We start from the raw sequence: 25,802 nt of genomic DNA, 5'->3' as shown, positions 1-25,802 counted from the left end.
TTGTGTGTGGAGAGGGTAGGACCCGGTGATGTTTGATAAGGACGGCAGCCCAAAAGTGATGCCTCATTCATTCCGTCATAGCAGTCTATTCCTACGTTTCTGGTTGGGCTGACTTGCCAATTTGGTGCAGAAAGGGCAAAAGACTGCGACTTGAGGCAGTTTGAGACCGTCGTGAATGACTGAAGCAACAAAAAAACTCTATAATATCAACCAACCCGTCTTCGCGGTCGCGCCGATGCTTGATGGGATCGATACTTAAAGTTTATTTATATACTACAATGTGTTGTCAGCTGATGGCGTTGTCAGTCGTACTGATATTCGTACTAATATCTGAATTTGAGATAGATATTAGTGAGGCCTGAAAATAAAATTACGTTATAGACAGCGGGCGTTTCAGATCTAAGTCTAACAACCACAGCCGTTAGTTGTCGATCAATCAACTCATCAGTAGTTGGATCAACGTCCCCTTGGAGGCTGTAGCTGTTTCTCTTCTGGTTCCCTATCAAATCTTGATGCAGGACGTGGAACAGGGAAGTGGTCCAAGTTCGGCTCCTCCATGAGAATACAGCCATTCGGATAGTCTCTAGGAAATCCAACTAATTCACGCCCATCCCTTGCGCCTTAAGTTTGTCCTAACCAGAAGTTTGTTTTTACAACTCTGGGTTTTTTTAATTAATGTTTACAATCTCAAATATGCATGCATAGATGCATGATGCAATTATGCATGATGAATCTATGGTATCTCAAATGACAAATTTTGTACCCTCTGCCTTTCCTGTCGCAATAGGAGGGGGCGAAAGCTCTTCTCATAAAATCACACCTGCTTTTTACGATAGCGATTCTGCCGATACACACACTTTCACCGTAGATACCACCAACACGCTTGGCTCGGTCACAATCAATGATGATGGTACGTTCTCTTACAATCCAGCAGGGCGGTTTGAGTATCTGGCTTTGGGCGAGAAAACGACAGATACGTTTACATATACAGTGATCGATAGTTCCGGGGCCAGTTCATCAGCGACAGTCACTATAGAGCTCTTTGGTTCTAACGATGGTCCTGTAGCTTTTGCTTCGAGCGAAACCACAGGTGAAGGCAGTGCAGTTACTATAACCCCTTCCTATTCTGATGTAGACGCATCGGATACGCATATCGTTAGTATCATTAATACAAACACTGCAGGTGCAGTCATAACAAACGCTGACGGCACATTCAGCTATGACACTGATGGGAAGTTCGATCATTTAGGTGCTGGCGAAACGGCGACAGACAGCTTTTTTTATGTTGTTACTGATGGCTCTTGGGCCAGTGCAGGAGCGCAGGTTACCATCACCATTACTGGTGAAAATGATGCCCCTATAGCTGCAGAAGTTTCTGGTGAGACTAACGAAGACAGTTCCGTTATCATCACGCCTTCCTACTCTGATGCAGACGCCTCAGATACTCATAGCTTCAGCGTGGATACCACCAGCACTCTTGGCTCGGTTACCGTTAATGATGATGGTACATTCTCGTATCATCCGCAAGGCCAGTTTGACGGCCTTACAGCTGGTGAGACTGCAACTGATAGTTTCACCTATACTGTCACGGACAGTTCTGGTGCTACCTCAGTGGAAACTGTTAGGATTACAATCAGCGGCTTGAATGATGTGCCTGTTGTTTCTGAGCTTGCAGCGGAAACTTCTGAGGAAGAAAGCGTTCTGATCGAACCGGTTTTCTCAGACGCTGATACCTCAGATACTCACATCATCACAGTTGATACCAGCGGAACCATCGGTGAGGTCACTCAGGTTGATGGTAGCTTACAATATAACCCGAATGGACAGTTTGAATATCTGAGCATAGGTGAAAGCAAGATCGATACTTTCACTTATACCGTTGATGATGGCCATGGTGGCGTGGTCACAAAGACTGTGACTGTGACAATCAACGGAACTAATGATGCTCCTGTAACAGCTGAAGTCTCTGCTGAGACTAACGAAGACAGTTCTGTTGTCATTACGCCGTCTTATTCTGATGCAGATACTTCAGACACTCACAGCTTCAGTGTGGATACCACCAATACACGTGGCTCGGTTACCGTGAATGATGACGGTACATTCTCCTATCATCCGCAGGGCCAGTTTGATGGCCTTACAGCTGATGAAACTGCCACCGATACGTTCACTTATACCGTTACCGACAGTTCCGGTGCGACCTCCACGGAAACTGTTACGATTAAAATCAGCGGTGTGAACGATGCACCCGTTGTTGATGATATCGCAGCAACAACTTCTGAGGGTGAAAGCGTCTTTATAGAACCAGCTTTCTCAGATGCTGAGGTCTCAGACACTCATACCGTCACCGTAGATGCCAGTGAAACCACTGGGCAGGTCACTCTGGTTGATGGAAGCTTCCAATACAATCCAAATGGCCAATTTGAGCATCTTGTTGTAGGAGAGAGTGCGACTGATACTTTCACCTATACAGTGAATGATGGCAATGGCGGTGTCGTCACAAAGACAGTGACTATGACGATCACCGGAACTAATGACGCTCCTGTAGCAGCTGAAGTTTTTAGCGAGACTAACGAAGACAGTTCTGTTGTCATTACGCCGTCTTACTCTGATGCAGATACCTCAGATACACACAGCTTCAGTGTGGATACCACCAACGCTCTCGGTTCAGTGACCGTGAATGATGATGATACATTCTCTTATGATCCGACAAATCTGGTTGGCTCTCTAGGTCTTGGTGAATCTATCACTGATACCTTCACTTATACGGTTACAGACAGCGCCGGAGAAAGCTCAGCTGCAACAGCCATTGTGACAGTTACAGGAGACAGCGAAGTACTGACCGGGAGTCTAGGAGATGATACATATTTGATCCGGGCAGATAGTGGATCAACGATGATTGACTATACTACTGAAGTCGATGACGGAGGGTATGATACGGTTGTCTTTGAGGATCTGTCTTTTCTTGACCTTACAATTACAATAATTGATCACAATGACGACAACGGTACCGCACTAAAACTCTCTTGGCATGCATTAGGCGATAGGCCTGCCGGTCAGCTCCAGATCGCCAACATAGGCGAGCAAGTTGAACGATTTGAGTTTGCTGACGGGACGACGCTCAGCAAGATTGAGGTGTTGAATGATGTCCGTGTTGAGTTAACTGGTACTGATGGCAACGACAAGATTTCTGCCGGAGATCTGGCGGAACGTATTAACGGTGGTGAAGGAAAAGATACCGTTCGCTATCTGCTTTCAAATGCGTCTGTCACTGTCAATCTCTCCGATCAGTCTCAGAATGCAGGTGATGCCGCAGGCGATGAATACATCTCCATTGAAAACGTCAAAGGTACATATGCTTATGGCGATATCCTCACAGGCGACGCTGGCAACAATGAACTCTGGGGGTTGGGAGGTGATGATCAGCTAAACGGCGGAGAAGGTAACGATTATCTGTTTGGCGGGGCCGGTGCCGATCATCTTGACGGGGGCATTGGTTCTGACACTGCCTTCTATCGTGAATCAGATGCAGGAGTAACGATCAACCTCGCCGAAAATACTGCCAGTGGTGGCCATGCTACCGGAGATGTCCTTGTCAATATAGAACATGTTGAGGGCTCTCATTACGATGATCTTCTGATCGGTGACAGCAACAATAACGCCCTTTATGCCCAAAGTGGCATTGACCGCCTTTATGGTGGCGAAGGAAATGACTCGCTCAATGCTTATGGTTCAGGGGCGGACTATCTTGATGGTGGTGAAGGGACCGATGCGGTAAGATACCGCTGGTCGCACGCAGCAGTTACCGTCAATCTCTCCGACCAGTCTCAGAATGCAGGTGATGCGGCAGGCGATGAATACATCTCCATCGAAAATATCATGGGCACGGATGCTTACGGGGATACTCTCATAGGTGATGCAGGTGACAATGAGATCTGGGGCTATGGTGGTGATGATGCTCTCTATGGCGGAGAGGGAAACGACACACTTAATGCGTCCGGTTCGGGAGCAGACTATCTTGATGGTGGGGAAGGAAGTGATACGGTAAAATACCGCTGGTCGCAGGCTGCCGTCACCGTTAATCTCTCCGACCAGTCTCAGAATGCAGGTGATGCTGTCGGCGATGAATACTTCTCCATAGAAAACATCAAAGGTACAGAAGCTTATAGTGATACCCTCACAGGTGACGCTGGTAACAATGAGCTCTGGGGTTTTGGAGGAGATGATCAGCTCAACGGCGGTGAAGGAAATGATTATCTGTTTGGCGGGGCCGGCGCAGATCGCCTTGATGGTGGTTCTGGTTCTGACATTGCCTTCTATCGTGAATCAGATGCAGGAGTAACGATCAACCTCGCCGAAAATACTGCCAGTGGTGGCCATGCTACCGGAGATGTCCTTGTCAATATAGAACATGTTTCGGGCTCTCATTACGATGATCTGCTGATCGGTGACAGCAACGATAACGCCCTTTATGCCCAAAGTGGCATTGACCGCCTTTATGGTGGCGAAGGAAATGACACGCTTAATGGTTACGGTTCAGGAGCGGACTATCTTGATGGTGGTGAAGGAACCGATACGGTCAGATACTACTGGTCGAAGACTGCTGTCACCGTTAACCTCTCCGATCAGTCTCAAAATGCAGGTGATGCGGCTGGAGATGAATATATCTCCATCGAAAATATCAAGGGCACGGATGCTTACGGTGATGTCCTCACAGGTGATGCCGGTGACAACAGTATCTGGGCTTATGGAGGGGATGATCAGCTAAACGGTGGACGCGGAAACGACCGCTTAACCGGCGGTTCAGGTTCTGACACCTTCGATTTCTCAGGCGATGATTTTGGCAATGATGTGATTACTGACTTTGTAGTTGGAGGTGGGTCGGATGACATCATTCGCCTAGATAGCGATGTCTTTGCAGATTTTGAAAGTGTGATTGAAGCTGCCAGTAATGAAGGCACTGGCACAGTCATCATGCTGGACGAAAATAGCAGCATCACCTTACTCGGTGTGCTGAAAGAAGATCTCCTGATTGATGACTTCCAGTTCGTCTGATAAAAGATAACAACTCCTCTAGCCATCCCGGTAGTCTACATTGCCGGGATGGTCTTATCTTCCGAACATCGCATTGTTTTCTTTCGTAGCCTCTTCCCTCTTTTTGTCCAGGTAATGAGCCAGATCCACGAGGTGGACGCCTCTGGCGCATTTTTGGCTGTCTTCGATCCGGACAATTGGAAGGTCAATCTCGCCGCTGTTGTGCTTGCGAAGGAATTTTTGCAGCGTCAGGTGCCCGAAGAAGTCTTTGCATACTTCCTGTACGGGTATGATTGTTTTTCCAGAATACTGAGCCAGCAAGAGAAACTGGGTGTTCATAGGATTGCCTTCCAGAGTTCGAATTTCAACTTCAGTCATGCTGCACAGGGCTGCTTCAATGAGGGATGCCTGCAGCTTTCTTCCATCGCGTCCGCCCAATCCATTGCTGCCATTTCGGGGCTCTTGGGTTTGATGGTGGAGGCGAGAGGCAAGGTTGGGCCTGATACGCATCTGCGAGAGAGTTGGTTGAGGGTGGTTGTCACCGCGGCTCGGCGGATCTCCTCCAGCTTGGCGGTTTCAACCATGCTGATCTGCCGCGGTCGCGGAATGAGTGCTCCAAGCGCTTTTGCAAGCTCACACAGGCCGCCTTGCGGTCTCTGGAGTGTGGTCTGGCCGCTGTCGCAGTCCGTTTCCACATAGGCAAGGTTGGCAAGAATGACCTGAAGGCCGGAGGTCATCATCAGCGGGCGCAACGGACGCGGTGTGAAGCGGGAGGCCAGTAGATTGAACTGCGCCTGAGAGATAAAAACATCTGTAAGATTGGGTAGGGCTGCCACGCGGCCCAAAACAACGCCCACTGAACGCCAAGTCAGCTTTGATGAGGCTGGGTGTTGCAGATTGATGTAGCACCGCTCTGGCAATGGAATGAGGCATGTTGTGTCCGTCATTTCTAACCCCGCCCCATCTTGTTCAGCGTTTGCTGGCAGAGTTGCCAGCCGTCGCGGTAAAAATCCTGCAGGTTGCGGATCTGTGCAACGATCGCTGGTCCATCATCCGGCGTATCCTTCAAAACCAGCTTCAGGTCCTCGCGCTTCAGGGCGATCTCTCCAAAGCTTGGAGAGATCTGGTCGAGCAGTTTGTGGCCTTGTTGCTCTGCAGCGCTGGCTGATGTTGCTTGACCTGGTTGAAGCGGCGCAACGGGATCTTGAGTAATCAGCCTCAGATGAGAGCTCATGTAGATATCTCCTGAACCACCGTGAAAAGGATGGCGCGGGTGCATGTGTTGGTGGCAGCACCCGCGCCAGTCACCTGCCACATGAGGGGTTCTGCAGGACAGGTGACTATCAGTTTGAAAATGAATGCTGTGATCCATATTAGAGGCGCTTCATTACACCCAAATCAGATCAATTAAGTACGCCAATTGATGCGTATTATAATCCCTATGTCAATATCAAAATGGATTATAATACGCATTCATGGGTGTGAATCAGTATCTCGATCGTTCAGATGGAGCGGCGCGGTATGGAAAATTGTGCACATGATTTGTGGACAAGCACTGCGCCCAGGGGCGCATAACCAATAATCATTTAGCTGAGCGCAATCGTGCATGGACTACCCGCCCAGACGGGAAGTTAGCCTTTCAGTGGAAGGGAATAGGTTAAGTGGGGCGCTCTTAAATGAAATCAATTCAGCCTGAATGTAGAAATCGCTCAAATTACTGATTATCAATTAAAATTCGCTGCTCTTCAATTTTTCGCCCTTTGACTTGTGTTCCCTGCAAATCGGTAGATAGCCTGTGCAATGAGAGATCCATTCATTGGATTAGTGGAATTAGCACTGGGGCTGTGAAGGCATTGGCTGGACTACAGGAAGACACCAAAAACAAGGACGCTAAGTTCGCTGAGAAAATCAGGACCTTGTCATCCATTGAGCTTGTGAAGGTAGCGATAGAAATTGAGCGCCTGAGGGAAAGATCAAGGGCTGACGGGCAGTCTTAAAGTGCTTACTTTTGGGAGAAGCCGTCAATCATGCGGAGAATGACCTTCTTGTCATCGTCGCTTAACTGATTGAAATCCTTGATAAGCTGAGAGTGATCCGGCCCATCGGAGCCATAAAACAAATCACCGACATTGCTGCCCAGCTCATGCGAAATTGCGGAGAATACTTCGATGGTCGGCGTGAAGTTCTTCAGCATTTTATTGACGTAATCAGGACTTTTTCCAATGGCCAAGGAGAGGGCGCGTGCAGTTACGCCCTTCTTATCCATCTGATCTTTAAGGTTTTTACGCCAAGTTTCCATACGCGGATAATAATCCATGCATTTCGTTTCGTCTAGCGCACAATACTGCGTTGACTTGTTCGCAGTATACTCCATACTGACCTCGATTTCATTGGAGGTGATTTGGTATGCAGACGGAAAGATCCGAGATCAGCGAAGCGGACTTCAAACTTCCCACCAGAGCCGACATTATCAAGCTCATCGACATGGCTTGTAACGAGTTTGACATGACGCCTGCGCAGCTGGGTCAGCGGGCTGTCGGCAATCCTCATCTGCATTTGCGATTGCGCACCGGAGCCGATATCCGGCTTTCCTCACTCAGAGGCCTGGTGCTGTTCATCAAGTTTTGCCGTCAGGAGCGGATTCATGAGATCGAGCTCTGATCCTTCCGGCAAAACAACGAGCGAACCGGCAGGCGGCGAGGGCGCTTTGCATCTGTCGCCGGCCATGGCCTTGCTGCCGTTCAGCATCGCGCTCCAGTTTTTCCAAATTCCATTTCTTTGCCTGCATCAGCTCAGCTCCGCTGCTTTGGATCGGCAGTCTGCAAGACTGCCCCGGCGCTGTCAGCGAAACACTTGAGGATAGTTTTGCATGTCCCGCTCACAAACCAGTCGCACCCTGCCGGAATCTGACTATTCCCGCCTGTTTGCCTACTCCAAAGCTCTGGTGAAGCTGAATGGCGGTGTGGAAGCTGCCAGTATGGTCACCCGCGTCGCACCGTGCCAGCTCTCCCGCTATGGCAACCAGCAGAGCCATGACGCCATGCCGGTGGACGTGATTGCCGATCTGGAACACGAGGCCGCAGATCCCGTGCTCACCCGCATCCTGGCACGCATGAGCGGCCACACGCTGGTCAAACTCCCACGGGAAGCGGCAGAGCCGGATTGGGTCGGCAACATGGGTCAGCTCTCAAAGGAATTCTCAGATGTTCTCTCCCGCGTGGCTGAATGCCTGAAGGATGATGGCAAAGTCACAGCCGATGAAGTGAAACGCCACCACCTGCGCAGAGAAATTGCCGAGCTGATCAGCGTGGCCGTCAAGCTGGACAAAACCTGCGAAGCCATTGAGAGGGAGCCGGCCAGATGATCCAGTCCCCCAAAATCCGGCGCAGAATTGTGCAGCACCACCTCAACAACATGAGCCTCCGCGCCATCGCAGGCATCTATGGTTGCTCAGAGGGTGACGTGGAGAACGTTATCAAGACAGAGACAGCTGAACGGATCATCCTGTCTGGTGTGCCTGTTTCGGGCGGTGTGGCGCTCTATCCGGTGCAGAGCAGGGATGCCGACCTCCCCCCGCAAATCCGACTGTTTAAGGCCTTGCCGGAGGACGTCCGGACCTTTGCATCCGGTGTAGCTAAAACCTGCAAGGTGCCCGTGGGCCGCCTGTTCACCTCAAACAGCAAACGAAAGCAGGATGTCTTCTGCCGCGGCTGCTTCTACTACGGCCTCAGCTGCCAGTTCGACTGGAACTATGAGCGCATCGCACACGCTTCCGGCGTCAGCGTCCACGTCGTCTGCCGAGCGGTCAACCGCTACTGCACTCAGGTAGGCGCACCACGCCCAAGCGAACTGCTGAATGCACGGAGGGCTGTGGCGTGAGGGGGTTAGGCGGATTGCGAGCGAAGATCTTCACTAGAGGATGGTCGGATAATATTTCCAACGTGATCTACGATATTGAGAGAGCGTCGTTGAACCTCAGTAAACAGGTGCATCCATTGCTCCTCCACAAGCGCGCCTACAACTACCGCGTCAGTGAAATTGGCTTCCGAAAGATCAGCACCCACAAAGCAGGCATCGACAAGTATGGCATTTTCGAAGTTAGCATAATGCAGCTTAGCGTTTCTAAAATCAGTGCGCTGCATAAGCGCCTGTATCAACTTAGCTTCTTCGAAGAAGCCACCCCTCAGGTTAGCAGATCGCAAATCTGCTCCACTCAATGTCGCCTTAGTCCAATAGGTACCCGCAAACTGTCCATTTTCCATGTCTGCTTGGGTCAAGTCTGCATTGGAGAGGAAGAGGGTGCTCTGACTACCTGGGTAGTTGCAAAGATAAGCTTTTTGCAGCTGCAAAGAAACCGATTTTGTCAGCTCAGTGTGAAGGCTTCTATTAAGAAAGCTCAGCGTTTCCAGTGCGAGAGTAATGTCTTGCCGCAGGACACGACTATTTTTCATCCGTGTAATTTCGCCTTCATTATCAATTCCATCGATCTCTCGCAGCCATTTATTCTTTTCAACTCTGCATTTGTCGTTGAAGTAGCTAGTCATAACCTGAATGTTGCTAAGCTTGCTAAGTTCATCAGCGCTTGCGAAAACTTCTTTCAGAATAATTATGCCAGTTTCTCTGCTGAACCTGAGTTCAGAGTTCAACAACTCAAATGCATTTTTCATTCGATCGATATTTTGACCTCGCTCAGACAGCCGAAGATTTTCAGCAGAATGCAGGGCTTCTCTGTGAGCGGTTATGCTACGCCAAATAACGAACGGCAGACCAACTGCACCGAGAAGAGACAATCCAATATTTCTAAGAACTTCAGCTCGGTTAGCTTCTGGGCCTCCCCAAAAAGGAAAGAAACCGCCTGGCGGAAAGATCACGAAGAAGAGTACCGCCAAAAAAATAATGCCAACAAAACAGATCAGTGTGACCTTCACAATGTCAACGCCAGTAAGATGGTTATTGCCAAATGTAGACATCAATCTCAGCTCTCAAAACTGCATAAAGTAACTGCGTTGCACACTAGGCTGTGCGTCCCTGAGTCTTCAACCAGAGGATGCTGGTCGTCCAATGGCAATTGGAGGGTTGCTGCGTGATGGGTCAGGCGCTCAGAGCAGGGTCAACTCTGCCTCACCCAGCTTATGAAGGCGGTGAGGAGGGTTATGGGGATCATGAGGATGTAGACGGCCAGAACCATTTGGGTGATGGTCAGCTGGTTGAGGGCCTCAATCTTGAAATCCGCCAGACTAATGCGGATGAACGCGATGGCGGCGAACATCTGCACTTGAAAGAACAGGGTGACCAGCAGGGCTTTGAGCGGGCTGAAAACGGGGTTTATCCGTGTTGCCAGCCAGTAAACGAGAACCGCCCCAACAATCCAGAGAAACCCGGCCAGAAACCAGTCCCGCAACGCGCTACCCTGATAAATCAGATAGACGCCCAGGCTCCACAAATTACCCGCAAAAACAAACCCAAACCCACGCAGTTGTCCTGGCAAATAGGAGCGGAAAGGTTTCGGTGGAGCAGGGGGCAAGGTGGTCATCTAGTTGTCTTCCAGCTCCTTGTCCTTAGCCTCGATACGTCTAACAACTTGCTGACACTTCGCTCGAATTATGTCCGCAAGTCCTTCTCCCGATGCTTCGCAAACCCTAAGGAAAATAATGGAAGACCCCAGTGCCAAGACACCGATCGTGTATGCTTTCAAGCCAACTGTAGAGACAAACGTGACGAGGCCCGCCATCTGTTTGGGTGTCAGGTTTTTCAAACTACCAAAATACGGAACGGCATTTTCAAACTCCATCGAACTCCGAACAGCATTGTAGCAGTCATTCATCTCATCTTTGGAGAGCCAATCCTTAGTAAGACCTTCAAACCAAGTCTTGCCGGTTATATCCACCTCAAAATCTTCGTCTTTAAACAAGTCATCTCGAATTTGGTCAAAAAGCAAACTCAGGCTGTTTCCTTTGCCTCTCATTGCGATTGCAACACTTTCAAGGATGACCCTTTGTTCGCTTCCATCAGCTTTAGTGAACGAGATCGGTGTGGTAACTCGCATAATTTGATAGTTTTTGTGGAAGTCATCGGGCTCTTCTGGGGAGCTCGCGCGTGGATCTACTGCGTAACTCTCGGAGATTGCATCTGGTGTATCAGCGGGTGCAATTACGCTTTCGGACACAGCCTCAGAGGATGCAGCTTCTGCAATCGTCTCTTTGGTTTTGCTTTTATTAGACGTGCTAGGGTCCTCTTCGCTGCCAAAAACCAGCGGAAATTTATCTACTCCCAATACGCTCGGTTTTTGCTCAGGGCTTTGTTCGTCATTCAAAACCGTTGTCTCATCAGTAATTGCGGCTCTGAGTTGACTTCGTTGATAAATGGAGCCGACGAGATTTGCACCGCGCAGATCGGCGTTAGTCAGATTTGTATCGAGCAGATTGGTATCGGTCAAAATCGCGTTTCTGAGATCTGCATCTTTAAAATTGGTATCAGTGCATGTTGTGTTTTGGAGATTGGCAAATCTGAAGTTTGCGCCTTCAAAATTTGTTGCCGAAAGGTTGGCACCTTTAAGCCGAGCGCGGTTAAAATTTGCCTTTACGAAGTTACAGGAAACGATACGTGCATTCTGCAATTTAGCCATGCGAAACTTGGCTTCAACTCCAGTGCAATCTTCAAACACGGCATTGGCCAATCGTGCTTGAGTAAAAACAGGCGAACGAAGTCTGCAAAGCAAGAATGTCGTGGCTTCGAGGTTTGCTTTAGTAAAATCGACGTCTTCAAAGGTCACGTCATCAAACTCAGCCCGCCTCGCGTCTGCGTCGGTGAACTTAACCTGATAACCTCGCCCACTTCTAAATTGAAAAGCCTCCAAGTTAGCGCGCTCAAGACTGACGTTTTCCAAAGAGACGTTCAAGAAAGTGGAGAAATCGAGACTGGCTTCACTCATGTCAGTTTTGACGAAGCTGGTCTGCATGAACTCAGACTTGCTGATAATTGTTCGGACGAGAGACGCACCGGATATTATTGCTTTTTCAAAATTTGCATTACTCAAATCAATCCAAATATTCGGGAAACCTCCTTGAGTTTGCTCGACCCAAGAGTTCCACTGCGCTTCATCGTAGTCACGGAAATCCAACGTTTCTGGTGTAACAACCTGTCTACTATACATCTACAAGCGCCTCTGGATCAGTATTCTTATTACATCCGCAACCTATCCGCGATTCCGAGCTCGTTGACAACAGGTACAAATCAGGTCATGATTCCGCTCAGCTGGTGGTTTGCCAGTGAGCGCGTCACACAAAGGCGTGCGGGGATTGGTACCCCTTCCGAACTCTTGGCGCTCGTCGTGCGCCGCGTTTCCTGTTGGATCGCGGCTTTTTCATGGTCAGACGGGCGGGAGCGCTTACGCGCGCCACTTGCCTTGAGGGTGGTAGTACCAATCCTGTTCGTCTGGCCGCCAGAGATTGGTACCTCCAGCGGTCGGAAATATTCTGACTCGAGGAGGTTTGCCATGGTAGTACTGGCAGATAACGCGACACGTGCGTGCCGCGAATTACGGAATTCCCTTGAAAGTATTGATTTAGCTGTGGCCCAGTTTGGCGCGCTTTTGCACGCCATGAACGCGCTCGGCAACAACCTGCCTCCCCATCAGTGCGAGGCGGTGCAGTCCATTGTGACCCTGCAATCCCTTCTTCTCACCCACCACAAAGAGATTTTCACCCACACCCAATCCGCGTGGCACTCCACCCGCGTGCTTTTGCCAGTCAAAGGAGTTTCGGAATGCAGCATCTGATCAAAATTGAAAATGGTAAGCCTGTAACGGACACACTGGTGATTGCGGAGGTGTTTGCGCGTCGGCATGACGAAGTGCTCAGAAGCGTGCGGGGATTGATTAATGAGGGGACAATAGGACTCCGGGAATTTGCGTCGTCCTCTTACCTCAACGCACAGAACAAAGAGCAGCCGATGTATCAGCTGTCAGAAAAGGCGGCGTTGATTGCAATGCCATTCATTGGTGGCCGGAAATCAAAGGAAGGTCAACGTAAGCTCGTTGAAGCGTTTCTGGAGTATCGGGATCGGCTTATTTCCAGCAATTATGACAGGGCTCCGCAGGTCATCTCCATTGAAATGGAAATGGCTGTTGCAGAAGCAGCAGGACGGGCGCTTGCCATGTCTGACAGCTCCAAGCTGAAGATGATTGAAACCGTGGCCAACAACCACGGCTGCGCAACCAACATGCTGCCAGACTATGTCAATGAGAGAGCCTGTCTGGCGCTCACAACTCTGCTTAAGGAAATTGGAGAAACCCGCTCAGCCCGCACCGTCAACAAGGTGCTGTTGGACCTCGGCATTTTGGAGGAGCGCACCCGCACCTCCACCAGTGGCAAGGAAAAGCGCTTCAAACTGCTGACAGAAAAGGGCCTGTCCTTCGGCAAAAACCAAGTCAGCCCCAACAACCCGCGCGAAACCCAACCTCTCTACTACATCTCCACCTTCAACGACCTGATGCAGCTGATCGAAGCTGCCGAGCGGGGAGCAGCGGCATGACTGATCTGATTGCCGAGGGGGCCCATAGTATGGGCCCCCTTGATGAAACCATCGCACAGCAAAATTGAGGAGCAGTTTCATGAGTAACCTGATCAACATGGACTTTGAAGATAATCTGGTTCGCATTGTGAAACTGGAGGGAGAACCATGGTTCGTAGGCAAAGATGTTTGCACCTGCCTAGACATTAAGAAGGCCCGCAACTCGATTGATCTGCTCGATGAAGATGAGAGGGGTACCTATACTGTAGGCACCCCCTCTGGAGATCAGCAGATGACTATCATATCTGAACCCGGTCTCTATCGCTTGATCTTCCGTTCGCGCAAACCAGAAGCAGAGCGCTTTAAGCGCTGGCTCGCACACGACGTTCTGCCGAGCATCCGCAAAACTGGGGCATACACAGTAAGCAATGAAAGGCTGGTTGATCGCGCTGATCTTGGAAGCCTGACCGAGGTTGCCAACAAATCCAGATTGGTGGAGATCGCAGCAAAAATCTCCGGTCCACGCGCTGCCTGCGAGCTTTGGGAGAAGCTGGACCTGCCCATGGTCTCATCCTTCACCCCACGCAAAACCGAAATTCCAACCGGCATTGTCGCATCCTCAGCAGAGCAACTGCGCACCTTCATCGAGGAGGGATGCCAACTGGATCCAGACTACACCAAGACCGCCCGAGCCATGTTCCTGGCTTACAAAGACTGGGCCCACACAGAAGGCCACCCCATCATCACCGAGACCGCCTTCGGTCGCGCCATGCTCCACCTCTCACAGGACTACAACTTCCTGAAAAACAAAGCCCGCATTGTGACTTATCGTGGGCTTCGGGTGAAGGAGGTGGGGTGATGCTTGCTCCCATCAGGATACTTAATGACCACACTCTCTCGCCATTCATGCAACTGTTCAATCCAATTGTCAGGGAGACTGTTCTTATAAGCAATCAACATGTCTTCCAGTTCCTGAATCTCCTTTGCAAATGGATCTTTCTGTTTCGATTTGAGACATTTAGCGTATTCAGCCTGAACACTCGAGAAAGCATCGATGGCAACATCATGGTCAGGAATTGGAGCTCCATTATACGCTTCAGAAATCATCAAATGATACGCCCACAAAAACTGGTATTTCTGAATGAATTCTTGTCTCTTTTGATAGGAAGCCCCAGGGTTATACTTTGCCGCATTCTCGTTTTGCTCAAAGAACAGGAACCAAATATTGTTATAGTTCGAAAGCAACTGTTTCTGTTGGTCATCTCTCCAACCAACATCTCTCATGTCTTTCAACCAGCGTGTCACAAAGTCAATCGATCTAAGTTCTTGAGAGCAGTATTGCATTACATCTGGCACATGTTGTGCTTGGTTAATCTTATTTGCTTTTTGCGCTTCTCCTATTTGCTTCTCGAGCTTTTGAATTTGAGTAACAGCCCCATTGTAGGCAAAGTATGCCGCTACTGCAGCCGCACAAGCGGCTGCCCAACCACTTGTCGCTCCGATCCAGTCAATCAACTCAGCGTCAGCGATGTGCAGTGGTTCGAAAAAAATAAGAACATTATCGCTCAAGATGTGGGTGAGGTTCTGAGACCAAAAGCACGCAAGAAATACAACACTCATGAAGGTGCCGCATGTAATAGCGATCAAGTGGTTCCAAACTTTCCGTTCCATGCGATCTGTTCCGTTAATGTGAAGGCAAACAATGTCTTATGTCTTCTTTTGAGGCAGCGTTATCAAAATGCAACTTCACTTTTTGTCATCTACGTTTTGAACAAGATGAATGATCCCATATGCTTTCTCTCTAATGGGCTCATATTCTTTTTTAAATCCAAGCCAATACTCGTTCAGAAACTTAATTCTCTTATCTTCAGCTGTCTCAAACTCCTCCGAACTCAAAAACTCATCCAACGAGTTGATCAAATCATGAGCCTGAGTAATGCTTGCGGATCGCGGCGCTTCAGAGTTTTTGATCGCCGGATCAGTTATCAACTTTGTCGCCCGCGCAAAAAAATCTTTGCAATCTTCAAATTCCCTCTCGCTAACCTTTACAAGGGTATCTCTGGCTTCTTGCAAGTCGATAGAAAGGAATTTTGCGGCATCAAAATAGTGCTGGTTTCTAACAAAGCAGTCACGCCTTTTGGAGAGTCTAGTCCAAGCTTCTTCACATACGCGTTTGAGCCGATCCTCGTTGCGGGCAATGTCGTTGGGATAAGTGACAGAGTAGATTGCAACCAGCGCAGAGCGAAAAATTTCAAGTTGTGTTTTAACTTCGTGAGGCAGGGAGCTTTCACGATTCAGTTTCAGCAAAATCTCCTTTTCGCGAGCCATCCAACCGATACTCTCAGCAAAGATTGGTTGGAGAGCAATTCTGTTTGTCTTCTGTGCTTCAGTGATCTGTTTTTGAACCTTGTATCCAGCCCACGCGGCAGCTGCTATTGCTGCAAATGCAGCTGCCCAGCCACTCAACGCGCCGATCCATTCGCGGGTACAAGCCCATGGTTCGTCAATGGATATGCCTGCACAAAGACCAGCTCTACTAATGTGAAAATCCAAAATGAATATGCTGAGGAAGACGCTACCAGCTGCTCCCAAGATGCTGAAAATGATAATATTCCACGTACGCTGATTTTCCATTTAGCCCTCAATCTTGCCAGTTGTCGCTCTATCAGAGTCTCTTCACTCATGCACGCTCCAGTTGAGAGGTGTGCCGCATGACCCTCAAGATAGATCTCCGTAAATCCCCCAGAACAACGGTCGCAGGCCACTCCGAGCATCCTTGCATGGCGGAGGGCTGCACAAACTGGGGTTCCCGTGGTTACACCGTGGATGATGCTGGCAAGCGTCAGCAGTTGTGGTTTTGTCCGGAGCATGCCAAGCAGTATGAAGCGGATGTTGAGGCTGCCAAACGCACGCCTCCGCCGCCACGACCACCCAAACAAGGGAGGTTGGTGTGATGCGGTATTCCACTCTCGAATTGTTGCGGTTGAAGCAATCTGCGGATCTTTATGGACGCATTTGCCGCCATACCACGCTGCGCAAATCTGGTCGTCTGTATTCCGGTAAATGTCCGTTTCCCGACCATGACGATCGCAATGCCAGCTTTGTGCTTGATCCTGTCAGCAACAGTTTCCGTTGCTATTCCACCGCCTGTGGCCGCTCCGGATCCATCATCGACTGGATGATGGAGTTTGAGGGCTTTTCCAGCTTTGCTGATGCGGTTGAAGCCTTGGGCGGGGCACAGATTGCCCGTGATCAGCGCTGGCAGGACAAACAGCAAAAGTTGGTGCAGGACAACAAGGTGCTTGCGGCTGCGCGCACAGCCACCACACAGGAAAAAGCGCGTCAGGCGGCCTACAAAATCTTTTCAGCGGGGACAGAGCTTTCCGGCAGTGTAGCGGAAACCTACCTGCGCGAGGCGCGGGGGCTGGGTGACATCCCGTTGCCCGGCGCGGTGCTGCGGTTTGCTGCGGATCTGCCGTATTGGGCAGAGACTGCGAAGGGGCGCTTCGAGATCATCCATCACGGACCTGCGCTGCTGGCGGCCTTTCAAAACAAGCAGGGCCGGTTTGCAGCAGTGCACCAGACCTGGCTGAATGCAGATGGAAGCGGCAAAATTAAACTAAGCCTTGAGGATGGGCTGCGGTTGCCGGCCAAAAAGATCCGCGGACCGTATATGGGCACCAGTTTGCGGCTTGGCCCGCCTGCGCCTGTGATGGGCGTGGGTGAGGGCATTGAGACCTGCCTGTCCTGTGCGCCCTTTGGCCTTTCGTGCTGGTGTGCGGGCTCGCTTGGCAATCTGGTGGGCTCTGGCAAACCAGACGGGATTTGCGAGCCGCATCCGGTGCGTACTGGCCACCTGTTGCCATCACGGCAACCGGACATGGCCAGCGCCCGGGCGTTTTTACCATTTGAGGCGCGGTCCATGATTGTTTTGGCCGACAGTGACACCAAAGACCTTGAGGCGCTGAAAGCTCAGCTGGAACGCGCTGTGCGGCGCCTGCGCTTTGAGGAGCGTTCAGCGCAAATCTTATGGCCGCCATTGGGCATGGACATGAATGACTGGATACTGGCGAACGGGAGGGATGCGGCATGAGCACCATGAGCCAGGCGATTGAGGGTGCGATGCAGCCAAGCGACGATCCCCTCATCACCCCACTTTCAACCGAGTTTGCCGAAAAACTCTCGCGCTGCGCCCTGTATGACCAGAATGATACGGGCAATGCCAAGCGGCTGCGGGAGCATTTTGGCGAGGAGTTTTTGCATGTGCGGGAGGTGGGGTTTTACACCTTCAAAGGCACCCACTGGGATTTGACCGGCGGCGAGGAAGTGATGACCCGCTATGCGCAGCGTACGGCAGAGCTGATCAAAGAAGAGCTCGACTACCTTGGCTATGAGCCCTGGGAGGAGCTGGTGCTGGAAAAAGCCAAGGCGGTGCCTCGTCTGGCAGAAGAAGCGGCGCTGACCAAAGAGCAGGAAGCCCTGCTGAAGGATGCGGAGGACGTGAAAAAGGCCCGCTCCGGCAGGCGGACTGCGCGTAAAAAATTTGCAGTTTCCAGCGGCAATTCCAACAAGATCAAAGGTATGATTGTACAGGCCCTGCCGCATGTGACCTATGCGCCAGAGGAAATGGACGAAGACGACCTTGTGTTCAACACGCGCACGGCCACGCTGCAGCTGCATCCTGAACCTGATGGAGAAGGCGGGCAGGTGATGGTGCCGGACTCTGTGGCCCACGACAGAGCCATGCGGCTTTCCAAATGCGCACCGGTGAACTTTGACCCCAAAGCAGAATGCCCGCAGTGGCAGGCGTTTCTGGATTTCTTCCAGCCCGATGTTGGCGTGCAGCGCTTTTTGCAGGTGTATGCCGGCTATTGCCTGACCGGGCTGACAGCAGAGCAAAAGCTGCTGTTCTTCTATGGGGATGGAGCCAATGGCAAATCCACCTTTGTGGAGGCGATCTGCGGGCTGATGGGTGATTATGCCGGTCAGCTGAACCCGGAAAGTGTGACGGGCACAGGACAGCGGCGCGGTGACCAGGCCACGCCGGATCTGGCAACGCTGGTGGGCAAACGGCTGGTGCGTGTCTCCGAGCTGCCAAAGGGTGAGGCGGTGAAGGAAGAGCTGATCAAGGCGCTAACGGGTGGTGAGCCCATGCAGGTGCGCCGGCTGCATCAGGGCTTCTTTGATATGACGCCGATCTTCAAGGCGATCATGAGTGGTAACGACAAGCCCTTCATCAAAGGCAATGACTATGGCATCTGGCGGCGTTTGCTGATCGTGCCGTGGTCGGTGCGCATCAGCGAAGAGCAGAAGCGACCGATGGCCGAGGTGCTGGCCGAGTTTGAGGCTGAGCGATCGGGCATTCTCAACTGGATGCTGAAGGGGCTGCAGATCTACATGGAGGAAGGGCTGGATGTGCCTCCAGCCGTGGAAGGCCTGACGCAGGATTACAAGACCGAGCTGGACCCGATACAGCAATTTGTGGATGCCTGTCTGGAGTTTGCCGAGCCGCCGGGAGAGGACCCGAACGAGCCCTCCATCACTGGCCGCGCCATGTATGACACCTATAAGAAGTGGTCTGAAATCTCCGGCCTAAAGCCTTTTACGGAAACAGCTTTAGGGCGCGAACTACCGAAGAAACCGGGCATGCGCAAGGTGATGACCCGCATCCGCAAGTACGCCAATGTGCGCTTCAACCTGCCAGCCGAGATGTGTTCTGAAACGATGAGTTGGGAGCCTATGGGATGAGTGTATCTGAGCCCGCGAGGGTGCGAGGGTATGCGCGAGGGTTGCGCCGTGTGCCTCGCGCCGGATTTCGTAAAGCCGTGAATGGGTTAGAGGATAGCCGCGAGGGCGCGAGGGTATATCGCGCGCCTGCGCATATATAGGGGAATGGGGAATAGCTTTTAAGGAAAAGACTTCTCATATGCGTAATTAGTCAACTAACCCTTGAACCCTCGCGGAGGGTTATAAAAACAATTGATATTAAAAGATAAAATGGCCGCGAGGGTCTGATTTTAACACTCGCGGTACCCTCGGAACACTCGCAGGAGATCAATTATGGTTCAAACGCTGCGCGCATCACCGGAATACATTGGCCGGCTCAAACAAGAGCAGGCACAGCAGAACGAAGTCCGCAGGACTGATCTAGTCAGCTTGCTGGACTGGACCTACGGCGAGCAGAAGGCTCATCTGGATATCGTGAGCGATGATGAGGCGCGGCACTTCGACGTCCGGTGTGCGTTGAACTCACTTGAGCAGCTGCTGCATCTGCGCACCTTCGTGGATGGCGGCGGGCGCTCACGTGTGGAGCTGCATCCGGATGCCGAGGCCGTGCATGGCGCGGTGAAGGAGTTTGCAGCTCAATCCGATGATTGCGCCTATGCCGCTGGCCTGCTGATCTACTACGGCGCAAACCGGACACAGCCGGAGAAACCAGCCCTGAGTGGCAGCAAGCTGCAGGAAAAGCGCGATCGGACCGGGCGCACAGTGATGAGCTACTGGCGGGTTGATGGTGAGGAGCTCTTTGTTCGTCCCGGTACAAAACTGCCAAAGCCTCACGACTATGACGGACCGGGCTGCCGCGTCGGGCAGGCCTGTGAGCTGCAGGTGGTATCCGTTGAGAGTGATTTGGAAGAGTTTTTGCTGGAAACCTACACCTACTGGTGCGCAGCGCTCGAAATCATAAGCGGTGCGCTACCGATGTTGAAAACTCACAAACTCAAGAAGTTTCAAGCACCTGAGTTTGATCGGAAGGCTGTGAGATTGCTCCAAATGAGCTCCGCGACTTGAAATGACCCGCGTCGTTTGACAGCCTGACAGCGGAAAGAAGACCGCCTTGAGGGACAACCTGCAGGGCGGTTTTTTATTGAGAAGTGACACATCGCTTGTTTCCTAAGGCCTCAATATGTTCACCGTCAACTTCGACAAACGAGACCTGGATGATCTCATACGGGGGCTTGGTAACTTGCCCGGTGATATCAAAGGAAAGGCCATTGCTCGCGCCCTCAAACATACGACAGCAATTGCCAAAACGCGTGTCATTCGAAAGTCCGCAGCATCTACAGGAATGCGGCAAAAGGATATTCGCAGTGTAACCATTGCGGTGAACACAGGAGCTGATACCGCCAGTGTTATTATGCGCTCCGGTTGGATACCGCTCTACCAGCTGGGGAGCGTCCGCCAGACACGGGATGGTGTATCTGTTCGCAACTGGGGAACACACCAAGGCACATTTCTTGCCACGATGGCCTCTGGTCATGCCGGAGTATTCAAACGATCAAGCGCAGCACGCCTTCCAGTTCGCGAGCTGTGGGGCCCGAACCCCGCCGCCGATGTTCAAAACCACGAAGATGAATTTATGGACGTGCTCGAAAGCGTCGCTGACGAAAAGCTGCGGCCTCGTCTGGAACACGAAATCGACCGGCTGCTCCGATCCCTTTGAGGGCGCGGCGGCGGCTGAGAAAAAAAGGGACCGTACAAAACACCCTTTCCCCGCGGGGGGCGCAGCTCCCGGGGTTTCGTCAGTTTTACAGATTGAAAAATTGAGTTGTCAGGGTTGTTAGAGTTGCCAGCAACCGGTTGCCAAGGTTGCCAGAAGTGGAGGTTTTCAGATGCACGAAGATGCACCACTGGTGATGGCAACATTTGTGCAGGTTGCCGATCGGGATGGGGTCTCCAAATCAGCTGTTTCAAAAAACGTGCGCAACTACGCAGACAATCATAACTTGCCAGTTGAGCGGGATGGGCGCGGGCGGATCACATGCTTTTCGCTTGCCCACTATGATCACATCCGCTCCCGATTTTCTAATCCGCTGAAAACGACCACCAAGCTCCCCGCTGTTCCAACGGCACCAACAAGCCAGCCCTCGACAGAGGGGAGTATGCCGGCAGCACCCGGTGCCGATCCGCAAAGCTTGAACGAAGGTAAGCGTCAGGAAACATGGCTTAAGGTGCTTCGGCTCCGGCTTGCAATGCAGGAAGAGCTTGGAGCACTGGTGCGCCGCGATCTTATGGAAGATGCGCTCGCCAAAATGGGAGGCGAGATTAAGTCCGTTGTTTCGCGGCTTCCCAATCGAGCGGATGACCTGGCAGCGCGTGTCACCAAGGATGGTGTCCATGGCCTGCGTCTGGCGCTGAAGGATGCTGCCTTTGAAGTTGCAGAGGAGATTGCCGAAGCAATGGAAGCTGCTTTTCAGGAAGCACCACAGTTTGATGACCTACCAGAGGGTGTGGTCGGGGCTGAAGCCAGTGCAGAAGAACTCATGCTTGCAGGGGAGCAACAGGAGGAACTCTAACGATAACAGGTGAGCCATGCAGGAAACTTTGGGAAGTTTGCGAGGTGCAAACACAAGAGTTTATGGTGCAGCTCGCCTCGTTACGCGAGTGCTTGCAAGAACGATCCGCCCTAAAAAGCCACTGCCGTTTCACGAATGGCTTCCCAAAAACATTGAGCTGGTGGACGGCCCAAGACGTGGAGAGCTTTGGAATGCAAAAGACGCTCCGTATTTGCTGGAAATCGCCGCGTGTCTGTCTGCTGATCACCCTTGCAACTATGTCTGTGTTCGCAAATCACAGCAGACCGGTGTTTCTATCCTGGGGCTTTCCTGGAGCATCTACCTGGCGGAAAACGCACCCGACAATATTCTGTACGCTGTGCCAGGCGATCAGGCGCTGAAAGAAACCAACTCCATGAAGATCATGCCTTTGATTGAGGCATGGGAGAAGCGCACATCCAAGCAGGTGATTGAACCGATTACAAGCCGCAGCGGTAAAGGTTCGACCACCTTTGAGAAGAAGTTCCCAGGTGGCGCACTGTCGCTTGCCAATGCCAATTCGGAAATGGATCTTTCCTCCAAGACGATCAAGTATGGAGTAAAAGACGAAGTTTCCAAGTGGGAAGAGACGGACAATGGCGGCGATCCTGAAGAGCTTTTCTTTGGGCGCTTTACCGCATTTCGTCGTGAGAAGTCCTATAAGATCTTTGCTCTTTCTACCCCGGAACATGATAGCGGTGATGACGATGGAGAAGGTCCGGGTCATTGCCGTATCGATCGCGATTTCAAGCGCTCAGACCAACGGTTTTGGCATATTTGCTGCCCGTCCTGTGACTTTGAGCAACGGCAGGACTGGAGCGGGTTTCAGATAAATCGCGAAGATCCAGAGGAAAGCACATACCTTTGTGAGGAATGTGGCCACTCCATTACAGAGGCTGAGCGCGTAGTTGCTGTTCGCAAAGGGCAGTTCATTGCTTTGAAGGCGGGCGAGGGACGCCAGCCGGGTTTCCATGTGGATGCATTTTGCTCGCTGATGATGAGTTACGGCGATATCGCGCGGGACTTCATCAACGCGGAAAAACGAAGTGAAGCAGCCAAAAAGAACTTTACCAATCTGGTGCTCGCCAAGGCATATGCCATGCGCGGCAATGCTCCGAAACATGAACGGCTTATGGAGCGGCGTGAACAGCTGGAGCGCGGCACGATCCCGGCTGAAGGCCTGTTGTTTGTGGCCGGTGCGGACGTTCAGCACTACGGCATCTATGTGGAGGCGGTGGCCTTTGGAGATGACCGGCAAAGTTGGTGCGTGGATGCGCACTTTCTTGAGGGCTCAACGGATGACATCAAGGCGGGTGCATGGCTCAAGCTGGATGCGTTTTACAAGCAAGGCTTTAAGGACGCATGGGGCATGGAACGCCGGCTGGATGGTCTGGCGGTGGATGCTGGTGACAGTGGCCGCATGGAGCAGGTGCTGAGTTGGTGCAGAGCAAGGCCTGATACCTATGCCATTAAAGGGCAGGGTGGGCGCGGTGTTCCTGCGATCGGACTGCCGCAGAAGAAGTCAGTCAACAAACGAGGCAAGCGCGTAAAGGTGCGCGGTTCGCAGCTTTGGCCTGTTGGAACATGGGGCCTTAAGCACGAGTTCTTTGGCAGCTTGCATAAGTCTGGCATGGCGGCTGGCGCTGAGTGTGATCCACCTGGTTACTGCCATTATGGGGTATGGCTGGATGAAGAGTACTTTCTTCAAATCACGGCTGAGTACTTTGACCAGAAACTGGTGAAGGGCCGGTTGCTTGAGGAATGGAAAAAGTCCCGGAAGGACAACCACTTCCTTGATTGCCGGATCTACGCCATGGCGATTGCCGAGCATTTGGGCCTGACTTCAAATACTGACAATGACTGGTCTCGGCTGCGCAAGCGGCTTGTGCCTGCAAAGGATCTGGATTTGCTCTCACCTGAAGTTGTGAAAGCAAAACAGGAAAGCACACCCTCCGAAAACCCAAAGAAAAAGGCAGCTCAAGCTCACGATAAAGAAGGGGCAGAGAGGCAGGAACGCATCAGGAAGAGGCGCGAGAAATGGCGAAACCGTTAAAAGCGCTTGGTCGGTTGCTTAACCGGGGCGACAAACCTGTTCCAACTGAGAAGGGAGCAGGGCAAGTTGTAGTGCGCAGCCTCAACCGATATCTGCGCGATACCCGGTCCAGGGTTCTGGCAACACGTCCTGCACCGCTCACAAACAGCCGGGATGATATTCGTTTGTCCTGGCGCCGCTGCGCCGGGCTAGCGCGAGACATCATTCAAAACTCAGGACGGCTTAAAGGCGCCGTTGATCAGGTGATTGCGGACACTGTTGGCTCTGAGTTGCTGCTCAATCCAAAGCCGGATTTAAGTGCTGCGGGCTATGATGCGCAGGAAACGGCTGAATGGTGCCGGATTGTTAAACAGCGCTGGAAGCGTTTTGCCTGGGACCAGGCTGAATGCGACATGCGCGGCAAGTTCACCTTACCTCAACTGGTTGACTGTTCTTTGCGCGATTACATCACCTTTGGCGAAGTGACGGGCATGCTGGACTATATGGGCAGTGCTCAGCGGGCTCGTTACGGCATAAAGGCTGGAACAAAGCTTTGCTTGTTCTCTCCGCAAAAGCTGGTTCAGGACACACTGGAGCATGAACGTCTGTTCCAAGGTGTCTATCATGATGAGAATGGTCGCCCGATTTCCTATCTGATTGAAGAGGCGAGAAACGGTCAAACAGTTAAAACAAGATATAGCGCCCGCGATCTGGCTGGACGTGCTCAGGTCCTGCATATCTTTGATCCCACATGCGCAAGTGACGTGCGTGGGATTTCCGTTTTGGCCTCTGCCTTTAGAAAGCATATCCAGCACGAGATGCTTGAAGATGCCACGCTGCAAACCGCGATCCTGCAAACCTTGTTTGCCGCTGTTTTGAAAAGCGAGCTGCCATCAGAAGAAGCTTTTGCTGCAATTGATGCAATGCAGGACACAGATGCAGGCAAGGAGTTTAAAGAATCCTTTTCTGATTATCTCCTTGGCGCCTTGGATAAGTCCGCTGAAAGCTCTGTGAGTTTGGGGAGTGATCCAACAGTGTCACATATTGCGCCGGGTGAAGATTTTGAAATCAAAACGGCTGGCACGCCAGGGCCTCATTACTTGCCGTTCTCAGGTTCACTTGGGCGGGAAATGGCGCGGGCGATCGGGATCACCTATGGCGGCTTAACCATGGATTATTCCAACGCCACTTACTCCAGTGTTCGGATGGAAAATGCGAGCATTTGGCCGGTTGTGACCAGGCGGCGAGAGCGCATTGCTGCTCCAACTTATCAGGCTGTTTACGAAAGCTGGCTTGATGAAGAAGTGGGTGAGGGGCGTATCCCGTTCAAGGGCGGATATGAAGCCTATTCTGCATTGCGTGAGGAAGCATCCTGGGCTCAATGGCAAGGCCCAGCCAAGCCAACGGCAGATGATGCAAAAAGCGCGAAGGCGTCCAGCACACGATTGGAGAATGGCACGTCATCCCTTGCTCATGAATGCTCTGAAATGGGCATCGACGAGGAGGAGCTGTTTGAACAGCGCCTTTCCGAGCACCGGCGATATCTGGATGCGGGCATGCGCTCACCCTATGAGCCAAAGACTTCGCAGGTAGCGGAAGTCAGCCGTGACGAAACGCAAGGGGCAACCGATGAGTGATCAGGTCAAAATCGGTTCTGACATGGTTTCCATCAATCAGCCTTGTGACGTTGCAACGGCTCTTCGCAAAATTGAGCTTGTTGTTGCTGCTGGTGGTCGCCGGGAGACCGTCCGCTTCGGGCGGGATGAAGTGACTTATTCAGCCGCTAATCTACCAGCGTTGCAAAAGCTCATTGCTCAGTATGAGGCCAAATGCAGCCTTGCAGCGGGCGGCAAGGTTCGCCGCCGGGCTCGCTCAGTTCGCTGGTGCTGAACTCAACTTTTAAGGATTTTCAA

At 51.6% G+C, this 25,802-nt stretch carries 26 protein-coding genes; 16 read left to right on the top strand and 10 right to left on the bottom strand.

Annotation, left to right across the window (positions count from 1 at the left end; all coding sequences use genetic code 11):
• Positions 1-747 precede the first annotated feature (747 nt).
• The gene (locus DHN43_RS02500; protein WP_159096780.1) at positions 748-5,052 is read left to right on the top strand and encodes a VCBS domain-containing protein; all 4,305 of its coding nucleotides are present in this window, start codon (positions 748-750) and stop codon (positions 5,050-5,052) included.
• Between the two features lie 54 nt (positions 5,053-5,106).
• On the opposite strand, the gene DHN43_RS02495 is transcribed toward DHN43_RS02500, so the two are convergent.
• The 4 genes from DHN43_RS02495 to DHN43_RS02480 form a co-directional block, all read right to left on the bottom strand.
• Positions 5,107-5,409, bottom strand: a complete 303-nt coding sequence (locus DHN43_RS02495) for a pyocin activator PrtN family protein (RefSeq protein ID WP_244306636.1) — start codon at positions 5,407-5,409, stop codon at positions 5,107-5,109.
• On the bottom strand, positions 5,406-5,978 hold the full coding sequence (locus DHN43_RS02490; RefSeq protein ID WP_108817628.1) for a hypothetical protein: 573 nt from the start codon (positions 5,976-5,978) through the stop codon (positions 5,406-5,408). The genes DHN43_RS02495 and DHN43_RS02490 overlap by 4 nt, the downstream gene beginning before the upstream one ends.
• A gap of 2 nt (positions 5,979-5,980) precedes the next feature.
• The gene (locus DHN43_RS02485; protein WP_108817627.1) at positions 5,981-6,265 is read right to left on the bottom strand and encodes a hypothetical protein; all 285 of its coding nucleotides are present in this window, start codon (positions 6,263-6,265) and stop codon (positions 5,981-5,983) included.
• Positions 6,266-7,033: 768 nt separating this feature from the next.
• A complete protein-coding gene (locus tag DHN43_RS02480; RefSeq protein ID WP_063303685.1) occupies positions 7,034-7,348 on the bottom strand; it encodes a helix-turn-helix domain-containing protein in 315 nt (104 codons plus the stop codon).
• Positions 7,349-7,437: 89 nt separating this feature from the next.
• Between DHN43_RS02480 and DHN43_RS02475 the strand changes: the two genes are divergently transcribed.
• The 3 genes from DHN43_RS02475 to DHN43_RS02460 all read left to right on the top strand — a co-directional run bounded on the left by DHN43_RS02475 (position 7,438) and on the right by DHN43_RS02460 (position 8,910).
• Entirely contained in the window at positions 7,438-7,692 is a 255-nt protein-coding gene (locus DHN43_RS02475; protein WP_108817626.1) for a hypothetical protein, read from the top strand.
• Positions 7,693-7,900: 208 nt separating this feature from the next.
• Entirely contained in the window at positions 7,901-8,395 is a 495-nt protein-coding gene (locus DHN43_RS02465; protein ID WP_063288237.1) for a phage regulatory CII family protein, read from the top strand.
• The gene (locus DHN43_RS02460) at positions 8,392-8,910 is read left to right on the top strand and encodes a hypothetical protein (protein WP_108817624.1); all 519 of its coding nucleotides are present in this window, start codon (positions 8,392-8,394) and stop codon (positions 8,908-8,910) included. The genes DHN43_RS02465 and DHN43_RS02460 overlap by 4 nt, the downstream gene beginning before the upstream one ends.
• 5 nt (positions 8,911-8,915) lie before the next feature.
• Here DHN43_RS02460 and DHN43_RS02455 read toward each other — a convergent pair whose 3' ends face one another.
• From DHN43_RS02455 to DHN43_RS27015, 4 genes are all read right to left on the bottom strand, one after another.
• On the bottom strand, positions 8,916-10,001 hold the full coding sequence (locus DHN43_RS02455; RefSeq protein ID WP_108817623.1) for a pentapeptide repeat-containing protein: 1,086 nt from the start codon (positions 9,999-10,001) through the stop codon (positions 8,916-8,918).
• 140 nt (positions 10,002-10,141) lie between these two features.
• On the bottom strand, positions 10,142-10,564 hold the full coding sequence (locus tag DHN43_RS02450; RefSeq protein WP_108817622.1) for a hypothetical protein: 423 nt from the start codon (positions 10,562-10,564) through the stop codon (positions 10,142-10,144).
• Complete coding sequence (locus DHN43_RS02445; protein ID WP_108817621.1) at positions 10,565-12,184, bottom strand: pentapeptide repeat-containing protein; 1,620 nt, start codon at positions 12,182-12,184, stop codon at positions 10,565-10,567.
• Between the two features lie 80 nt (positions 12,185-12,264).
• The gene (locus DHN43_RS27015; RefSeq protein ID WP_159096779.1) at positions 12,265-12,528 is read right to left on the bottom strand and encodes a hypothetical protein; all 264 of its coding nucleotides are present in this window, start codon (positions 12,526-12,528) and stop codon (positions 12,265-12,267) included.
• Between DHN43_RS27015 and DHN43_RS27010 the strand changes: the two genes are divergently transcribed.
• The 3 genes from DHN43_RS27010 (at position 12,527) to DHN43_RS02430 (ending at position 14,401) form a co-directional block, all read left to right on the top strand.
• Positions 12,527-12,808 carry a hypothetical protein gene (locus tag DHN43_RS27010; RefSeq protein WP_159096778.1) on the top strand — a complete coding sequence of 94 codons (282 nt, stop codon included), beginning with the start codon at positions 12,527-12,529 and terminating at the stop codon, positions 12,806-12,808. The two genes, DHN43_RS27015 and DHN43_RS27010, sit on opposite strands and share 2 nt — an antisense overlap.
• Positions 12,796-13,563, top strand: a complete 768-nt coding sequence (locus DHN43_RS02435) for a Rha family transcriptional regulator (protein ID WP_108817619.1) — start codon at positions 12,796-12,798, stop codon at positions 13,561-13,563. Before DHN43_RS27010 ends, DHN43_RS02435 begins: the two co-directional genes overlap by 13 nt.
• A gap of 79 nt (positions 13,564-13,642) precedes the next feature.
• On the top strand, positions 13,643-14,401 hold the full coding sequence (locus DHN43_RS02430) for a BRO-N domain-containing protein (protein ID WP_108817618.1): 759 nt from the start codon (positions 13,643-13,645) through the stop codon (positions 14,399-14,401).
• Here DHN43_RS02430 and DHN43_RS02425 read toward each other — a convergent pair.
• Positions 14,368-15,213 carry a hypothetical protein gene (locus DHN43_RS02425; protein WP_108817617.1) on the bottom strand — a complete coding sequence of 282 codons (846 nt, stop codon included), beginning with the start codon at positions 15,211-15,213 and terminating at the stop codon, positions 14,368-14,370. The two genes, DHN43_RS02430 and DHN43_RS02425, sit on opposite strands and share 34 nt — an antisense overlap.
• 75 nt (positions 15,214-15,288) lie before the next feature.
• Positions 15,289-16,176 carry a hypothetical protein gene (locus DHN43_RS02420; protein ID WP_108817616.1) on the bottom strand — a complete coding sequence of 296 codons (888 nt, stop codon included), beginning with the start codon at positions 16,174-16,176 and terminating at the stop codon, positions 15,289-15,291.
• Positions 16,177-16,253: 77 nt separating this feature from the next.
• Here DHN43_RS02420 and DHN43_RS02415 point away from each other — a divergent pair, with 77 nt between their 5' ends.
• The 9 genes from DHN43_RS02415 (at position 16,254) to DHN43_RS02375 (ending at position 25,779) form a co-directional block, all read left to right on the top strand.
• Positions 16,254-16,496 (top strand): hypothetical protein, encoded by a 243-nt coding sequence (locus DHN43_RS02415; RefSeq protein ID WP_108817615.1) that lies wholly within the window; start codon positions 16,254-16,256, stop codon positions 16,494-16,496.
• Entirely contained in the window at positions 16,496-17,635 is a 1,140-nt protein-coding gene (locus DHN43_RS02410; protein ID WP_108817614.1) for a DUF7146 domain-containing protein, read from the top strand. Before DHN43_RS02415 ends, DHN43_RS02410 begins: the two co-directional genes overlap by 1 nt.
• A complete protein-coding gene (locus DHN43_RS02405) occupies positions 17,632-19,290 on the top strand; it encodes a DNA primase family protein (protein WP_108817613.1) in 1,659 nt (552 codons plus the stop codon). Before DHN43_RS02410 ends, DHN43_RS02405 begins: the two co-directional genes overlap by 4 nt.
• 312 nt (positions 19,291-19,602) lie before the next feature.
• A complete protein-coding gene (locus tag DHN43_RS02400; RefSeq protein WP_108817612.1) occupies positions 19,603-20,334 on the top strand; it encodes a hypothetical protein in 732 nt (243 codons plus the stop codon).
• A gap of 115 nt (positions 20,335-20,449) precedes the next feature.
• A complete protein-coding gene (locus DHN43_RS02395; protein ID WP_108817611.1) occupies positions 20,450-20,986 on the top strand; it encodes a phage tail protein in 537 nt (178 codons plus the stop codon).
• Positions 20,987-21,155: 169 nt separating this feature from the next.
• Positions 21,156-21,839: a hypothetical protein gene (locus DHN43_RS02390; RefSeq protein ID WP_063303703.1), complete on the top strand. Its 684-nt coding sequence runs from the start codon at positions 21,156-21,158 to the stop codon at positions 21,837-21,839.
• A gap of 16 nt (positions 21,840-21,855) precedes the next feature.
• A complete protein-coding gene (locus DHN43_RS02385) occupies positions 21,856-23,910 on the top strand; it encodes a terminase gpA endonuclease subunit (RefSeq protein WP_108817610.1) in 2,055 nt (684 codons plus the stop codon).
• Positions 23,895-25,526, top strand: a complete 1,632-nt coding sequence (locus DHN43_RS02380) for a phage portal protein (protein WP_108817609.1) — start codon at positions 23,895-23,897, stop codon at positions 25,524-25,526. Before DHN43_RS02385 ends, DHN43_RS02380 begins: the two co-directional genes overlap by 16 nt.
• Positions 25,519-25,779, top strand: coding sequence for a hypothetical protein (locus tag DHN43_RS02375; RefSeq protein ID WP_108817608.1), 261 nt, complete (start codon positions 25,519-25,521; stop codon positions 25,777-25,779). The genes DHN43_RS02380 and DHN43_RS02375 overlap by 8 nt, the downstream gene beginning before the upstream one ends.
• Positions 25,780-25,802 lie beyond the last annotated feature (23 nt).

The organism is Pseudovibrio sp. Alg231-02 (assembly GCF_900143565.1).
In the GTDB taxonomy this organism is placed as follows: domain Bacteria; phylum Pseudomonadota; class Alphaproteobacteria; order Rhizobiales; family Stappiaceae; genus Pseudovibrio.
The sequence above is the reverse complement of the archived record's forward strand: the minus strand, read 5'-3'. Positions and strand labels throughout refer to the sequence as shown.

Bases quoted from the DNA above. Each gene is read 5' to 3' on its own strand.
- DHN43_RS02465 (WP_063288237.1), top strand. From the start codon at position 7,901: ATGTCCCGCTCACAAACCAGTCGCACCCTGCCGGAATCTGACTATTCC.
- DHN43_RS27015 (WP_159096779.1), bottom strand. From the start codon at position 12,528: ATGGCAAACCTCCTCGAGTCAGAATATTTCCGACCGCTGGAGGTACCA.
- DHN43_RS02495 (WP_244306636.1), bottom strand. From the start codon at position 5,409: ATGACTGAAGTTGAAATTCGAACTCTGGAAGGCAATCCTATGAACACC.
- DHN43_RS02445 (WP_108817621.1), bottom strand. From the start codon at position 12,184: ATGTATAGTAGACAGGTTGTTACACCAGAAACGTTGGATTTCCGTGAC.
- DHN43_RS02480 (WP_063303685.1), bottom strand. From the start codon at position 7,348: ATGGATTATTATCCGCGTATGGAAACTTGGCGTAAAAACCTTAAAGAT.
- DHN43_RS27010 (WP_159096778.1), top strand. From the start codon at position 12,527: ATGGTAGTACTGGCAGATAACGCGACACGTGCGTGCCGCGAATTACGG.
- DHN43_RS02400 (WP_108817612.1), top strand. From the start codon at position 19,603: ATGGTTCAAACGCTGCGCGCATCACCGGAATACATTGGCCGGCTCAAA.
- DHN43_RS02450 (WP_108817622.1), bottom strand. From the start codon at position 10,564: ATGACCACCTTGCCCCCTGCTCCACCGAAACCTTTCCGCTCCTATTTG.
- DHN43_RS02395 (WP_108817611.1), top strand. From the start codon at position 20,450: ATGTTCACCGTCAACTTCGACAAACGAGACCTGGATGATCTCATACGG.
- DHN43_RS02475 (WP_108817626.1), top strand. From the start codon at position 7,438: ATGCAGACGGAAAGATCCGAGATCAGCGAAGCGGACTTCAAACTTCCC.
- DHN43_RS02430 (WP_108817618.1), top strand. From the start codon at position 13,643: ATGAGTAACCTGATCAACATGGACTTTGAAGATAATCTGGTTCGCATT.
- DHN43_RS02410 (WP_108817614.1), top strand. From the start codon at position 16,496: ATGCGGTATTCCACTCTCGAATTGTTGCGGTTGAAGCAATCTGCGGAT.
- DHN43_RS02415 (WP_108817615.1), top strand. From the start codon at position 16,254: ATGACCCTCAAGATAGATCTCCGTAAATCCCCCAGAACAACGGTCGCA.
- DHN43_RS02375 (WP_108817608.1), top strand. From the start codon at position 25,519: ATGAGTGATCAGGTCAAAATCGGTTCTGACATGGTTTCCATCAATCAG.
- DHN43_RS02485 (WP_108817627.1), bottom strand. From the start codon at position 6,265: ATGAGCTCTCATCTGAGGCTGATTACTCAAGATCCCGTTGCGCCGCTT.
- DHN43_RS02425 (WP_108817617.1), bottom strand. From the start codon at position 15,213: ATGGAACGGAAAGTTTGGAACCACTTGATCGCTATTACATGCGGCACC.
- DHN43_RS02420 (WP_108817616.1), bottom strand. From the start codon at position 16,176: ATGGAAAATCAGCGTACGTGGAATATTATCATTTTCAGCATCTTGGGA.
- DHN43_RS02455 (WP_108817623.1), bottom strand. From the start codon at position 10,001: ATGTCTACATTTGGCAATAACCATCTTACTGGCGTTGACATTGTGAAG.
- DHN43_RS02490 (WP_108817628.1), bottom strand. From the start codon at position 5,978: ATGACGGACACAACATGCCTCATTCCATTGCCAGAGCGGTGCTACATC.
- DHN43_RS02500 (WP_159096780.1), top strand. From the start codon at position 748: ATGACAAATTTTGTACCCTCTGCCTTTCCTGTCGCAATAGGAGGGGGC.
- DHN43_RS02405 (WP_108817613.1), top strand. From the start codon at position 17,632: ATGAGCACCATGAGCCAGGCGATTGAGGGTGCGATGCAGCCAAGCGAC.
- DHN43_RS02385 (WP_108817610.1), top strand. From the start codon at position 21,856: ATGCAGGAAACTTTGGGAAGTTTGCGAGGTGCAAACACAAGAGTTTAT.
- DHN43_RS02460 (WP_108817624.1), top strand. From the start codon at position 8,392: ATGATCCAGTCCCCCAAAATCCGGCGCAGAATTGTGCAGCACCACCTC.
- DHN43_RS02380 (WP_108817609.1), top strand. From the start codon at position 23,895: ATGGCGAAACCGTTAAAAGCGCTTGGTCGGTTGCTTAACCGGGGCGAC.
- DHN43_RS02435 (WP_108817619.1), top strand. From the start codon at position 12,796: ATGCAGCATCTGATCAAAATTGAAAATGGTAAGCCTGTAACGGACACA.
- DHN43_RS02390 (WP_063303703.1), top strand. From the start codon at position 21,156: ATGCACGAAGATGCACCACTGGTGATGGCAACATTTGTGCAGGTTGCC.